This window comes from Acidiferrobacter sp. SPIII_3, assembly GCF_003184265.1.
GTDB lineage: Bacteria > Pseudomonadota > Gammaproteobacteria > Acidiferrobacterales > Acidiferrobacteraceae > Acidiferrobacter.
In genome coordinates, this window is sequence record NZ_CP027663.1 from 465,699 (window position 1) to 479,163 (window position 13,465).

General features: G+C 60.8%; 12 protein-coding genes, 1 tRNA gene and 2 pseudogenes. 12 read left to right on the forward strand and 3 right to left on the reverse strand.

Translation table 11 applies throughout. The features are described 5' to 3' along the window. The first annotated feature begins 1 nt into the window (after position 1). From pth to C4901_RS02480, 9 genes and pseudogenes are all read left to right on the forward strand, one after another. Positions 2–601 carry an aminoacyl-tRNA hydrolase gene (pth, locus tag C4901_RS02430; protein WP_110135980.1) on the forward strand — a complete coding sequence of 200 codons (600 nt, stop codon included), beginning with the start codon at positions 2–4 and terminating at the stop codon, positions 599–601. After that, positions 591–1,688 carry a redox-regulated ATPase YchF gene (gene ychF / locus C4901_RS02435; RefSeq protein ID WP_110135981.1) on the forward strand — a complete coding sequence of 366 codons (1,098 nt, stop codon included), beginning with the start codon at positions 591–593 and terminating at the stop codon, positions 1,686–1,688. Before pth ends, ychF begins: the two co-directional genes overlap by 11 nt. Before the next feature lie 90 nt (positions 1,689–1,778). After that, a tRNA-Met gene (locus C4901_RS02440) sits at positions 1,779–1,855 on the forward strand. 134 nt (positions 1,856–1,989) lie between these two features. After that, the gene (locus C4901_RS02445) at positions 1,990–2,835 is read left to right on the forward strand and encodes a site-specific integrase (protein WP_110135982.1); all 846 of its coding nucleotides are present in this window, start codon (positions 1,990–1,992) and stop codon (positions 2,833–2,835) included. A gap of 1,179 nt (positions 2,836–4,014) precedes the next feature. Continuing rightward, positions 4,015–4,224: a hypothetical protein gene (locus C4901_RS02455; RefSeq protein WP_110135984.1), complete on the forward strand. Its 210-nt coding sequence runs from the start codon at positions 4,015–4,017 to the stop codon at positions 4,222–4,224. 314 nt (positions 4,225–4,538) lie between these two features. Further along, positions 4,539–4,889 carry a type II toxin-antitoxin system Phd/YefM family antitoxin gene (locus C4901_RS02465; RefSeq protein ID WP_145960598.1) on the forward strand — a complete coding sequence of 117 codons (351 nt, stop codon included), beginning with the start codon at positions 4,539–4,541 and terminating at the stop codon, positions 4,887–4,889. A 65-nt stretch (positions 4,890–4,954) separates the two neighbouring features. Further along, positions 4,955–5,542 (forward strand): hypothetical protein, encoded by a 588-nt coding sequence (locus C4901_RS02470; RefSeq protein WP_110135986.1) that lies wholly within the window; start codon positions 4,955–4,957, stop codon positions 5,540–5,542. A gap of 408 nt (positions 5,543–5,950) precedes the next feature. Next, positions 5,951–6,100: pseudogene (locus C4901_RS02475) on the forward strand (type II toxin-antitoxin system RelE/ParE family toxin); the annotation flags it as partial. Next, complete coding sequence (locus tag C4901_RS02480) at positions 6,100–6,393, forward strand: HigA family addiction module antitoxin (protein ID WP_110135988.1); 294 nt, start codon at positions 6,100–6,102, stop codon at positions 6,391–6,393. The pseudogene C4901_RS02475 and the gene C4901_RS02480, both read left to right, overlap by 1 nt. A gap of 224 nt (positions 6,394–6,617) precedes the next feature. Here the strand turns inward: C4901_RS02480 and C4901_RS02485 are convergent, their stop codons facing one another. Then, a complete protein-coding gene (locus C4901_RS02485) occupies positions 6,618–8,120 on the reverse strand; it encodes an ISNCY family transposase (RefSeq protein WP_110135989.1) in 1,503 nt (500 codons plus the stop codon). A gap of 351 nt (positions 8,121–8,471) precedes the next feature. Then, a protein-coding gene (locus C4901_RS02490) for an IS3 family transposase (protein ID WP_240611762.1) occupies positions 8,472–10,027 on the reverse strand; the annotation gives its coding sequence in 2 pieces (ribosomal slippage) (positions 8,472–9,565 and positions 9,565–10,027; 1,557 coding nt in all). 113 nt (positions 10,028–10,140) lie between these two features. Here C4901_RS02490 and C4901_RS02495 point away from each other — a divergent pair. Further along, positions 10,141–11,208: a Druantia anti-phage system protein DruA gene (locus tag C4901_RS02495; protein WP_168185503.1), complete on the forward strand. Its 1,068-nt coding sequence runs from the start codon at positions 10,141–10,143 to the stop codon at positions 11,206–11,208. Between the two features lie 689 nt (positions 11,209–11,897). Here C4901_RS02495 and C4901_RS02500 read toward each other — a convergent pair. Continuing rightward, a pseudogene (locus C4901_RS02500) lies at positions 11,898–12,377 on the reverse strand (ISNCY family transposase); the annotation flags it as partial. 414 nt (positions 12,378–12,791) lie between these two features. Between C4901_RS02500 and rhuM (C4901_RS18790) the strand changes: the two are divergent. Together rhuM (C4901_RS18790) and rhuM (C4901_RS18795) are read left to right on the forward strand one after the other, a co-directional pair. After that, on the forward strand, positions 12,792–13,151 hold the full coding sequence (gene rhuM / locus C4901_RS18790) for a RhuM family protein (RefSeq protein ID WP_110135991.1): 360 nt from the start codon (positions 12,792–12,794) through the stop codon (positions 13,149–13,151). Position 13,152: 1 nt separating this feature from the next. Then, positions 13,153–13,449 carry a RhuM family protein gene (rhuM, locus tag C4901_RS18795; RefSeq protein ID WP_255410690.1) on the forward strand — a complete coding sequence of 99 codons (297 nt, stop codon included), beginning with the start codon at positions 13,153–13,155 and terminating at the stop codon, positions 13,447–13,449. Positions 13,450–13,465: the final 16 nt, after the last annotated feature.

Consider the following 13,465-nt stretch of genomic DNA (forward strand, 5'->3'; position numbering starts at 1 on the left):
TTTGGGGGAGCCCCTGGCAGCCCTGGTGGGGCTCGGGAATCCGGGACCGGAGTACGATGACACCCGGCATAACGCCGGGTTCTGGTTCGTGGATCGGGTGGCGCGGGACGCGGGGGCCTCGTGGCGACACGAGGCCAAGCTGTCGGCGTCCACCTGCCGGGCGCGGGTGGACGGGGTGGAGCTGTGGCTTATCAAGCCCTCGACCTTCATGAATGAGAGTGGGACGACAGTCGGCGCCCTGTGTCGATATTACCGTCTGACACCAGCGCAGGTGCTAGTCGCGCACGACGAACTCGATCTTGCGCCTGGGATCGCGCGCCTGAAAAAGGGCGGCGGCGCGGGCGGCCATAACGGGTTGACGGACATCATCGCCCGTATCGGCGCGGATTTCTGGCGGCTGCGCATCGGTATCGGTCGCCCGCCCCCGCGGCGCGACCTCATCCCCTATGTGCTCGGGCGCCCATCCCAGGCGGAATTCGAGGCCATAGGGACCAGTCTTGCGCGCGGGCTCGATGTCTTGCCCCTGATCGCGCAGGGGGATACGCAGCGGGCGATGAATCTTTTGCATACGACGAGCGGGGAGACGGCCCATGGGGCTTAAGTGCGGCATCGTGGGCCTCCCCAATGTCGGCAAATCGACGTTGTTCAATGCGCTGACAGCGGCGGCCATTCCCGCGGAAAACTACCCCTTTTGCACCATAGAGCCGAACGTGGGCGTGGTGGCGATCCCTGACTCCCGGCTCAAGGCCCTGGCCGAGATCGCAAAGCCGGAACGCATCGTACCCGCGGTGATGGAGTTCGTGGACATCGCCGGGCTCGTGGCGGGCGCTGCGCAGGGCGAGGGGCTCGGCAACAAGTTCCTTTCGCATATCCGCGAGACCGATGCCATCATCGAGGTCGTGCGCTGCTTCGAGGACGAGAACGTGGTCCACGTGGCCGGCCGCGTCGACCCGCTGGCCGATATCGACGTGATCCACACCGAACTCGCGCTGGCCGACCTTGAAAGCGTCGACCGTGCGCTGGCGCGCGAAGGCAAGAGCGCGCGCGCTGGCAACAAGGAGGACCTCAAGCGCCGCGAACTGCTCATGCGTATCCGCAGCCACCTGAACGAGGGCGGCATGGTGCGCACGCTGCCCCTGACCGACGACGAGCGTCTGGTGATCCGCGGCTTCTCGCTCCTGACCGCCAAGCCCGTGCTGTACGTTGGGAATGTGAAGGAGGGCGGCTTTACGGGGAACCTGTTGTGGGAGCGGGTCGCCTCCCGTGCGCGTGACGAGGGTGCCCAGGCGCTCGCGATCTGCGCGGCCTTCGAGGCCGAACTCGTGTCACTCGCCGACGACGAGCGTCCGGCATTCCTGGCCGAGATCGGCCTGGACGAGCCGGGCCTTGACCGTCTCGTACGAGCCGCCTTCGCGCTCTTGGGTCTCGAGACCTTCTTCACTGCTGGGCCCCAGGAGGTCCGCGCGTGGACCATCCGCCGGGGGAGTCTCGCGCCGCAGGCCGCCGGCGTCATCCATACCGACTTCGAGCACGGCTTTATCCGCGCCGAGGTGATAGGTTATGACGACTACGTGCGGCTGCGTGGCGAGCACGGGGCGCGCGAGGCCGGGAAACTGAGGCTTGAGGGCCGCGATTATGCGATGCAGGACGGGGACGTCGTGCATTTCCGGTTCAATGTGAGCCGCTAGCGGAAAGCGGCGTTGGGCAGGCGTTCCGCGGGTGGCCCGTTTCTTGACATCGTTTGAGCCTGCCCCCAAAATGCCCCACCTTCAAGACATGGCTATGTAGCTCAGCTGGTTAGAGCGCGGCACTCATAATGCTGAGGTCGGTGGTTCGAGTCCACCCATAGCCACCATATAAAACAAGCACTTAGAGATACATACCTCGGGCGAACACCCGCCAGACTCCACTTAGACTCCACTGAGGGCCGCGGACGGGCGCGGTGGAGTGCGGTTACGCCATTTGCTAGGCTCATGTCCACGCTCTTCTGTGGACCCCTACGAACACGACGTGACCCCCAGCAAAAGGTCGGCCGAGCGCGAGCGCTACATGATGCGAAACCTGCGGGCCGAGGCGGACCTCGTCGATAAACCTATCGGTAAAATTCTGCCGAGCGACATCAGCGCCTGGCTCAACAGGCGACGTCAGTCGGTTGCGGAAGGGACGGCGCTTCGGGAGCGGTGCCTGTTTCAGCACGTGTTCGAGGTGGCGCGCCGCGACTGGGGCGTGGCCGTGGACAATCCGCTCAAGGAGGCGCGGCGCCCGCGGGCCGCGTCCGTGCGGGAGCGGCGCTTGGAACCCGGCGAAGAAGCCTTGTTGTTGGAGACGTGCGGCAAGGCACGCGTTCCCTGGCTTACGCCGTTCGTCTGCCTCACCATCGACACCGCCATGCGTCAGGGTGAACTTCTGTCACTCACATGGGGAGATATCAGCGCCGACGGGAAATATGTGACCCTTTCCGGTAAATCGACGAAAACCGCGAAGGCGCGCACGGTCCCCTTAAGTCCACGCAACCAGGGCATGCTGGCGAGCCTACGACCCGAGAGCGCGTCTCCCCCAGACCGCATGTTCCCTTTGACGCGAAACGCCGTCCGGCTTGCGTGGACGCGTGCACGAGAACGCGCCGGCGTTCCGGGTTTGCGTTTCCATGATTTGCGGCACGAGGCGACCAGCCGGTTTTTTGAAATGGGCCTCGACACGATGGAGGTCGCAGCTATCACTGGCCATGAAACCCTGCAGATGTTGAAGCGCTACGCCCATCTGCGCACAAAGAACATCGCAGAAAAACTCAAATGGCCTTCCGATGCGTGCGCTGTGGTCGGCAACCACAAATAAGCGGGACGAAGGGATGATGTTGCCCCCAGGGCCGACTATAGCAGCCCGCTTACACGGTATTGCCGCACGTCACGGGTATGCTTGTTAAATAACCCCCGAGGCTTTGCAACAAGCTGCACATGCGGCGCAACGGAGGAATTCGCGATGGCGGGAATTACAGGTTTATTGGACAGGAATCTCGAGCATAGAAGGGATTGTGGCGAGGACGCTCCGCTTCCCGGTAGGCTGCGATTGACGGGCGACTTGGCGCGGGAGCGCGTATATGACAATGTGCCGGACTTTTGCGGGGCCACCGCGCATCTCGCCGCGTCCCACAACGTGGAACTGGAGAGCGCCGGTGGTGTATGGCTACCCGTCGACCCACTTTGGGGATTGCTGGCATTGCGGCGCTACGAGCTGGAACATGCAGGGCAAACAGGCGACTGAGTTTGGCTGCGGTGAGCAAGCGCAGCGGCTCGGGACGTAGTTTCGGTCTTGATACGCCGGGACAGCAGGATGGCTGGCTCAAACAGGGGGCCAACACCGCCGCTCCGTCAGCAAGGTGGGCAGAGTTCGCCCAGCGCTTTCCGCTCGCTGTACACCTGCCGGGGCTCGGCAACTGTACCGGCGCCCGTCCGACGTCGAGGCGTGGCTTGCGGCGCTACCGACGCGGTTTCAGGCGACACGCGAAGTTGACACGCGAAACATATCTCATGCCCCCGAACCTCTTCGGGGGCATGAGCGGACGACGGGCCGGACACCGCCACGCCATCGTCGAGGCAAGGCGCCCACCCTGGTTGGGGAGGGCGCCGTCTGGGAGAAGTACAGGGGGCTGTGACGCTGGCCATCGGCGGGCCGGGGTGCCGTGAGGCAAGGCGCCCACCCTGGTTGGGGAGGGCGCCGTCTGGGAGAAGTACAGGGGGCTGTGACGCTGGCCATCGGCGGGCCGGGGTGCCGTCTGCTAGAATGAGATCGCGCGTCCGCGTGAGGAGGGGATAATGTTGGCATCCGAACTCGAGAAGGTCGCGCGCCTCGACGCCTATGAGCGCGGTGAACTTCAAAGCTTCACCGCCGAATCGGTGTTTGCGCAAGCGCGCCTCCTCGGCCGGTGAAATCGGCGCGGTTCCCGGCTAACGACAAGGCGGCCGTGCTACAGCTCCAATGAGGCCAAGGTTCGTCGCGCGCAAGGAGTGGTCCCCGATGACACAGATAGCGGAAGCAGTTATCGACGAGAACGGCCAAATTCCTCTCATGGAGCCGCTCCATGTCATAGGCCCCCACCGTGCCCTGGTGACGGTCCTGGATGAGCCGCCGGCCGGTTGGGACGAAACGCTCATGGCAGCGGAAAAGGCCCTGGCGGACGATTGGCTGCGCCCGGAGGAGGACGAGGCATGGGCGCACCTGCAGTAGGCGCGGTCGTCCTGATTCCGTTCCCGTTCTCGGACTTGTCCGGTACAAAGAAGAGGCCAGCGTTAGTATTGGCGGATGTGGGGCAGTAGGCGCGGTCGTCCTGATTCCGTTCCCGTTCTCGGACTTGTCCGGTACAAAGAAGAGGCCAGCGTTAGTATTGGCGGATGTGGGGCGCGGCGACTGGGTCTGCACGCAGATTAATGACAGACGAGCCCGAACCGGATACGGGGGAGTAGGGCGTGGTATGCGATCCTCGACCACGCATGGGGGCACCTTATTTGCCATAGAAAGCCACTTTGGCTAAAATAGCTTTTATGAAAATCGTGTCGGCAACAGAAGCCAAGAATCGGTTTGGCGATATCCTCACTGAGGCCTTGTCCACGGGGACCGTGATCGTCACCAAAAATGGCAAACCCGCTTTATCGATTGCGGCCATTATGGCACCCACTTCTGCTATACCACTGGAGCGGAGAACGGCGTTGTTGACCGCCTATGCGCAGGGTCGCTTGGCGTGGTCCGATCTGCGGGACGCTCTGGGTGATCCTTGGTATGGGGATATCCTCGAGGCCTTGGCGGACCAGGGGCTCACGCCACCCCAGGTCAACCCCCTGAACGCGGACCAACAACAACGGTTCCAGGCTCTCCTCACAAGGGTGCGGCGATGAATCTCTCCCTGATCGTGACGGATGCGGGACTTATCGGCTCGGGTCTCTAGTGCGGCCACGCGGCGATGAATCTCTCCCTGATCGTGACGGATGCGGGACCGCTGGTGACTCTGGCGGTTGCAGAATCCCTGGATACCCTGCTTCTACCACAGTTACCCGTCATCATTCCTGACATGGTGCGATTCGAGGTGACGCGCCATGTCGATAAGCCCGGGGCCAAAGCACTGCTCGATTGGATTCGTCGGCATACGGGCAAAGAGGTGCGTGTCGACAGCACGGAGACCTTCGAGGAATTCGTGTTGTTGAGCCGGATGGATCCCTCTGCCCGTATCCGCAATCGCGGGGAACAGGCGGCTGCGGAGATTTTGTCCCGCGAACTGGCGCAAGGACATACGAGTGCCCTCCTGCTGTTCGAGGACAGCGATATTCGCAAAACCTCCTTCCTGGTTCGTCTGCCAGATCAGGTCCTGGTGCTCTCCACGTCTGCATTTCTCCTAGGCCTTCAGAAGGCTGGGTTGATACCCAATGCCCAGGCCATTTTGGCACGCGCCGTGCCGATCCGAGGATCTGCCATCCACGAACGTGTTGCCACCCAAACAGGAGAAGGACCGGATATTCGGGACAACTGGGTGACCCATGTGAAGCCTTCTTGACTCTACGTTTGACGCCGCGCGATCCGGTGATCGCGCGGCCCATCGCTTCGAATAGTACCCGTTCTCAGACAATAGTCGTGGCGTGTAACGCGATATTACGTTGGATCACAATCCTTGACGCCCAGCTGACACTTTCTAGTATCGCGATCGTGAACGTACTGTTCCCATGAATAGTGTTTTTTTCTATCATGTCTCCGAGGATCTTACTGCAGTACCATTGAAGCTCTTTAAATAATCTCTTCCTCTCATCTGATGTTTTACAAATGTCAGGTAGAAATTCTCCTGTATGGACGATCCGAGTACGTAGACCTTTTTCCCCTGTTGTTTTGTCTCCTGACGTTAAGAGACGAAAACGCTCGCACAGTTCGTGATAATGAGTTTTGTCCTTAGCGCAATGACACGCTATATCAGGATATGGATGTCCCCGGATTCCGGCTGCATCCTCTGCAGGGCGCCGAGCGGGGTCGCTGGTCGGTATGGGTCAACGGAAACTGGCGCCTGACGTTTGCCTTTGAAGAGGGTCACGCCTACGTCGTAGATTATGAGGACTATCACTGATGGCTATGCACAACCCTCCCCATCCGGGAGAATTTCTCAGTGTGGTTTATCTGGAGCCCAACGGGCTTAGCGCCCGGGAACTGGCGGTTAAGCTCGACGTCTCGGCCTCGACCCTGTATCGCATCCTGAAGGGCCAGAGCGCCATAAGCCCGGATATGGCCCTGCGTCTTTCCAAGGCACTCGGGCGCACGCCGGAGAGCTGGCTTGCGCTACAGTCCCGGTATGATCTCTGGCAAGCCAAGCAGCGTGTCAAGCTGAACCGGGTCGGTCGGGTCCGGCTGACAGCGGTGTGATGCATATGTTTGCCCTTGATGATATATAGTGTCTGACCGAAAATACCCGTTTTTTTTAAAAACGGGTGACCCCTCGCCGATGAGAGAAGCCTGATCGTTACCGAATAGCGCTGACGGCCTCCCATTCTTCCACAGAAACGGAATGGGGATAATGGAATCATGTCATTCCCCTGATCAGAGAGCGAGCGTACCCCGTATCTTCGCTTTAGCTCTTGCCTATGGCGTCAGGCTGCTCTGCGTTGCGGTTCCGGTATTGGCGTTTTCTTGCGGGCGCTTCGCTCGCGAACCACGACCCCTAGGCGATGGATATTGCGCGCCAGTACCGCTAACGCCACGTAGCGCTGGAATCCCGCCATGCCGTGATCCGGGCACCTATCCAGCCCACAATGCTCTAAGCCGTTGATGGCCGATTCGACCGCGGAATGCTGGTGCCGGGCCCGGACAAATGCCGGGGCCGTTTCGCGCTCGCGATCGGCGACCGAGTGCCGGCCTTTTTTGGGCAAGGCCACCAGGTCCAATCGCGCTTCCAACGCCTGACGATTCGCCGGACTGTGGAAGCCTTTATCAAAGCTGACACTCCGCAGCGTCGGAAAGCGCGCTTGGGCGCAGTCGACCATGCTGACGGCACTCTGGTCGTCTGTCTGTTTTGCCATAACCTGATGATGGAGAATGAAACGATGCTGGTCTTCGAGAACGCAGACCCGCACGCCCAGCTCGACCGGAACGCCGGCTTTGCCTTTGCTGATCCATTCCGTGTGCGGCTCGAAGATCGAGAAGACCTTCTCGTTATGGGGAATCTTTTCGCCGGCCAGCACCCGCCGCCGAATCGGGTCGATCTGACGTTCGGCATGCGCCCTATAGCCGTCCAGTGATGCGATCTGCGCCACGTCACACAGGGATACGCCCGGCATGGCGAGAACCTCGACCCGCGTCTGATGGGCACGCTGCAGATAACCCAAGGCCTCTTCCAGGTAGCTCTTGTGGGCGCAGCGAATCTCTTGTTGCTTCGCTGCGCGCAGACTTTCGTCTTTCGACGTGGAGTGCTTGAGCTTCTGTATGGTGCGGTACGACTTTTTGAAGTGACGCAGGTTGAATGCGCTTTGACGCCACCCTTTCAGGGCATGTGTGTTGCTGATCTGCGCGCAGCATCCGATGGTTTTGCGAATCGCGTCGTACAGCAGGTTGATATCGGTGGGAAAATGCACGTCCGTTTCGACAACAAAAGAGTCACAGCGGGCTTTGAGGACGTCTTCTGGACTTTTTTTACCCAGGGTATGGCCGGCGCGCACCACGGCGTCGTTGATCCGCCCGAGGAGTTCCGGCGTGAAGAGGCGCAGGTTATCCTTCAGTGTCTGCAGTTCGTAGGTGTGTTTATCGTACCAGTCGGCGTGCCCCAACATCTGCCGTAGCGTGTTGTGCTGATTGGCCAGTTCCTGGAGTCGGTCGTAGTCGGCATCGAGTCCCAGACGGACGACACCCAATACCAGGATCTTCCACTGTTCCATGCCCGGTCGCCCCAGAGTGTGGCTCGCCTTTTTCCCGTCGACATGACGGGGAATGATATCTTGCAGTATCGCAAATACCTCATCTCGGAGCCCCGGGGTCTTATAGATGTACTGCAGTCCCACGAGCAGCTTCGGGATATCATCCCGCGATTTCAGATCCAGCACGATGTCTCCAATCGGCCACTCTCCCAGACTCGCTTGTGTGTTTATGACATTCCGCATGGGTCTATCCTGGCATTGAAGTGTGTCGAGAAATCGGCCGCTTGGGGAGGAAAGGCTCATTTTCCCCGTGCTCGTTTAAGAAAAGTACCCTTAATAATCAACGTGATACAAAATCCACACCCAAAGCCTAGTGAATTCGCATTACCGACTTCACTCACTGGAATGTATTGTAACATATTGATATATATATTGTTATTTAATTTCGGTCAGACACTATATAGGCACTAACATCAATGCTAGGACTCCGTCATCCATCTCCCCAAGTCCTTGACGAGGCGAAGGGCATTCGGATCCGCTGGCTTTTGGGGCTCGCCTCTGCGGCGGCTGTCAAGGTACCTGTCGCCTGATCATTTAGGCCGCGTCGCATTGTGAGGTGTCTTGGCACTCCTCGGTCGGGCGATTGAGCCATACTTCGGCAGGCAAGGACCAGTTCCGGATGCTACGGCTCCAGCGTTCGGGATGTTGCGCGCGGGCGGCCTCGTAGATCCGGGTGCGATGGGCGAAGATGGCGTGGTCGGCGCCCGTATGACGCTCCGCGGGACTCACAAATTTCAGGTTGCGATGCTTGTGGTGGTGGTTATACCAACGCACGAAGGCGAGCATCCAGGCTCGCGCCTTTGCGAGGCTTCCGAAGGCGCCCGGATAGCCGGGGCGGTATTTGCAGGTGCGGAACAGGCTTTCGGCATAGGCGTTGTCGTCGGACACACCCGGACGGCTGTACGAACGACGCACGCCGAGCGCATCGAGGGTCGCGACGAAGGTGGAGGCCTTCATGGGACTGCCGTTATCCTGATGGAGTACGAGCGGCCGCCTGTCCGTCACGCCCTCGCGCACGAGTGCCTGACGGATCAGGGCGGCGGCGTGATCCCCGGACTCCTCCTCATGGACCTCGTGGGCGACGATCTTGCGCGAGTAGATGTCGAGCACGAGATACAGAAAGAAGAATTGGCCGCTTACGGGGCCGGGCAGGTATGAGATGTCCCAGCACCACAGCGTATTGGCGCCCCGCGCGCGGTGACGTGGGATGGGACGGGTATCGGGCGTCTTCGCGCGGCCCCTGTGCGCCAGCTGGTTGGCGGCGCGCAGCAGGCGATAGAGCGTGGATTCGGAGGCGATATAGCGCCCCTCGTCGGCCAGCCGTGGCACGATCTGGGTAGGCGGCAGGCTTGCAAAGCGCGGTTCGTTGACCACACGCAGGGCTTCGGCCCGCTCGGCCTCCGAGAGGCGATTGGGGGGTACGGGCCGATGCGCCTGCGGCCGCCGGTCGGAGCCCACGACCCCCGTCTGCGTCCAGCGCTCCAAGGTCCGAAGTGTAATACCAAGCTCTCTGCAGGCAACCCGCTTGCGGGCCCCGGCGGCTACGGCCTCGTGAATCAGCATAACGGCGGCTTGGCGATCTGGGGTGCTGATCATGCGTCCTCCTCGTCCCCCCAGATCGCCGCGGCTTTTTTTCGTAAGGCAAGCAGCGCGGCGGTCTCCGCCAGCGCCTTGTCCTTGCGGGCGAGCTCACGCTCTAGGACCTTGCGCTGCCTCTGCTCGGCCATAAGCGCTTCCCGGTGCGCCTTGGTGGATATGGACCCACCCTCCAGGGCCTGACAGGCGTCCGTGCGCCATGCCTTGACCTCCTCGGGGTAGAGGCCGTGTCGGCGGCAATATTCGCCGAGCTCGGCTTCATTCAAGCCCGCGGTCTCCACCACCACGGTAAGCTTCTGCGCGGCCTGGCGTTTCACGGGCGGCCTTCCTCCCGGCATATCCGCTGCCTCCTTTGGGCGTATTGTCTTGCGCCAATCATACAGCGTCCAGCAAGAGATGCCCGTCTCCCGGGCGAGCTCTGGGATGGACAGGTCAGGGGTGGCCAGCATCTTGCGGATCACCGACTCCTTCCGTTCTTTGGCGTAGCGCATCATGGTTGTCGACTCTCTTTCTGCCCCCAAGGGTTTCATACAAGAGGCGACAGGTAGTCTGACAGCGGGGGTCTGCCATAACGGAGGGCATGAACGATCCGGGCCAGGAGGGGGGAGTGGCGGTGTCGCACGTGCGCCTGATCCGTCCGGGCGAACGCGCCGAGTGGGACCGCTTGATGCGCGCCCACCACTACCTGGGGCTGACCGCGCTCGTGGGGCGCAGCCTGCGGTATGTGGTGGACAACCCCCTCCGTGTGGGGGTGGACAACCCCCTCCGTGTGGGGGTGGACAACCCCCTCCGTGTGGGGGCAGAGGGGGACGGGCAGTGGCTGGCGCTCGTAGGCTGGGCGTCGGCGGCCTTGAAGTGCGCCCCGCGGGATGCCTGGATCGGCTGGGCGAAGGCCTTGCAGTGGCAACGTATTGGGCTCATCGCCAACAACGCCCGCTTCCTGATCCTGCCGGGGGTGCGGGTCCAGAACCTCGCCTCGCGGATTCTGGGCCAGAATCTCGCGCGTCTCTCGGCGGATTGGCAGGCGGTCCACGGCCACGGCCTTCTGCTCGCCGAGACCTTCATCGATCCGGCGCGCTTTGCCGGCACCTGCTACCGGGCGGCCAACTGGATCGAACTCGGGCCCACGCGCGGCTTTGCCAAATCCAACGACACCTATGTCGCCCATGGGGCCCCTAAGCGGATCTGGGTGTACCCCCTCCATAAAAAAGCCCGGCTGATCCTCTCATCGCCACGCCCGCACCCAGACCTACCCCGCCAGGAGATGAAGACCATGACCCTGACCGACGTGGACGCAGCCGCACTCTTTGCGCGTCTGGGGTCCTTGGTCCTCTCATCGCCACGCCCGCACCCAGACCTACCCCGCCAGGAGATGAAGACCATGACCCTGACCGACGTGGACGCAGCCGCACTCTTTGCGCGTCTGGGGTCCTTGGAAGACCCCCGCGCGCGGCGCGGGCTGCGCCACAGCCAGCGCTCGCTCATCGCCATCATCCTCTGTGCCGTGATCAGCGGGGCGCAGGGGCCGACGGCCATCGGCGAATGGGTCAAACGCCTCCCGCCTACGATTATCGCGCGAAAGGGCGGACACAGGCCAAGGAAGCAGCCGAGGCCATTGAAGATAAGTTTTGACAAAGACTGGAAAATGACAGTACTCCCAATCCACACGTCATAGACCTCCGCTCTTGCCAAGTAATCTCCGGCGAGGCCTAAACAGTCCCTCGAGATGAAACAATGGCGGCTCGATTACCTGAGTTTGTGTGACGACCCACAGCAAGACATGTCGGATTAACGATTGGAGGTGAGCCAACCGAGACCTCGTGGGATAAGATGCTGGGTATGCTTCTTGTAAAAAAATTGCTGTAGGCGGATGCAGCGTCGCTGGCCTCATGCCGGCCTTCATAACGCGCATCGTTCCGCCCCGGGCCGCCCTGGACGTGCAGCAATTCTCAATATGAGCTTTCGCAATGGCTATACGTCCATAGGGATGGGTTCCTGCGAGAGGTTTAGGCGGTTTGTTGTAGCCTCTGTCGAGCAGAGTGGATCAGCGGACGGATGCAGCAATTCTCAATATGAGCTTTCGCAATGGCTATACGTCCATAGGGATGGGTTCCTGCGAGAGGTTTAGGCGGTTTGTTGTAGCCTCTGTCGAGCAGAGTGGATCAGCGGACGGAGGAAGATGCGTTTGGGGTGGGCGTCATGGCGGATGTGAGTTCACAGACGGTTTGCGCCAGAGCATGGCGACTCAATCTGCCATAACGACGAGTGAGCTCCTGGATCAATTGACACTCCGCCGGGCTCAAGGGTTGACCGCAGAATGCGTAAACAGGGGTATCGATCATGAGGGTTCAACCACGGTAGGGTTCAACCACTGTCGCGGCGGGTGCGGTTCAGTCCGTCTCGCATGAAGTCCAGCATCGCAGCGAAACTCTCGAAGCAATGATAATGCGTCAGAACCCTGACATGTTCAAAAAAGATTTGCCGCGTCGGGAGCCGCGCACGCAGGGACCGATACGCTTCGTTTGTCAGCTCTTGCACGGTATGCAGCAGGAAGGCCAGCAGATTGAACGTCGCCAGTAAGGCCGAAAGGTGCTGTTTGCCATGCCCGAAATTATGGGTCAGATGATACCCTTTGGTTTTCAGGGTGTTGTTATTCCCATTTTCGATGCGCCATCGTGCGCGTCCCGCTTTGACAATGTCGGCGACCTGGCTTTGATCGATGGCATGGGTCGTAGCAAAGGCGTTGTGATACATCGTCTTGCCCTCCGCATCCGTGGTGCGCAACTCGCACCAGTTGACGGCTAGAGCGCCCTCGCCGGCGCGCAACGGTAACGATAGGGTAAAAAATACGGCGAACGCCCCCAAAGCGGCATCCTCCATACGATACCTACGATTTTTTCCGGTGCGCTGATCTGGAAAATGGCGTGCCAGCTCGGTGAATGCCGCCATTTGTTGTGGCAGGTGTAGGGCGTGCTCGGGAGAAGAGACAGGACAAGCCATGGGGAAATCCACCGGAATGACATTGACCCAACCTCTTATACGGCGAACGACGGCTTTTGTCCAGCCTTACCCCTGCCAAAGATGAACCGCCACCCTTTACGAGGCAGCACGACCCCTGCGCAAGAGCGGATTTGGCCATATTGAGAATTGCTGCTGGACGTGACGGTATTTGAGGAGCAGAGTGCGACCGAATAGCCGCCGGTCGCGCTCTTCGAGTGGGTCTGGCGGATCAAGTCTTTCACCATCGAGGGCTTCACGATGGACGACGAGCGTCTAAAGAATGATGGTCCGGTGCAGGCCGAGCAGTATTTCGATGAGCCACTGCGGCGCATTCAAGGAATCGGCCTCTCGGAACGTAAGCTCGACCAAAAGATCCCCAGCATATACGCTACCGCGATTGGCTACGACGTCACGGCGCAGGCGCCGAAGGATTTCTTTGTCATCGTCCGGAACGAGATCCATCGGGCTATTCACGGGCTGACGGCAGCGCAAGGCCTCTACCCGCGCGTCGGCGCCGGCCAAGGAAACAGGGGGGCGGACTGCCTTGGGAGACGCGGCCAGCGGCACGATGCAGAAATTCGCTGCCATCGTCGCCAAAAGCTCCCTGAGCGAAGCTAAAATGGCGCAGTTGTGGCGATCGGCGCCGGCTTATCGGGATCGGGTCGAGGATAGGGTGCGACCCCGAATCCCCATGACAATGCAGTCCCGCAAGGCGCGTCTCCACCGTTTTACCGAGGCACGCGACCGCGAGGTTTTGCAGGATGCTGGCGAGGCCATGGCGGAAACCACCAAGGCTCGTGCCGAGCGGGCATTCGCGACACATCGCACCGTGCGGGATCGGCTGTTCGAGGGCGATTTTGACCTGATGGCCAAACGAATTAAGGCTCGGCGCAAAGCGGAAGGCCAGGATGAATAAGATATATCCCATCCTG

Excerpts from the sequence above, each read along its gene's own strand:
- C4901_RS02455 (WP_110135984.1), top strand. The coding sequence starts at position 4,015 with ATGACACAGATAGCGGAAGCAGTTATCGACGAGAACGGCCAAATTCCT.
- C4901_RS02480 (WP_110135988.1), top strand. The coding sequence starts at position 6,100 with ATGGCTATGCACAACCCTCCCCATCCGGGAGAATTTCTCAGTGTGGTT.
- ychF (WP_110135981.1), top strand. The coding sequence starts at position 591 with ATGGGGCTTAAGTGCGGCATCGTGGGCCTCCCCAATGTCGGCAAATCG.
- rhuM (WP_110135991.1), top strand. The coding sequence starts at position 12,792 with ATGGACGACGAGCGTCTAAAGAATGATGGTCCGGTGCAGGCCGAGCAG.
- rhuM (WP_255410690.1), top strand. The coding sequence starts at position 13,153 with ATGGCGCAGTTGTGGCGATCGGCGCCGGCTTATCGGGATCGGGTCGAG.
- C4901_RS02485 (WP_110135989.1), bottom strand. The coding sequence starts at position 8,120 with ATGCGGAATGTCATAAACACACAAGCGAGTCTGGGAGAGTGGCCGATT.
- C4901_RS02465 (WP_145960598.1), top strand. The coding sequence starts at position 4,539 with ATGAAAATCGTGTCGGCAACAGAAGCCAAGAATCGGTTTGGCGATATC.
- C4901_RS02470 (WP_110135986.1), top strand. The coding sequence starts at position 4,955 with ATGAATCTCTCCCTGATCGTGACGGATGCGGGACCGCTGGTGACTCTG.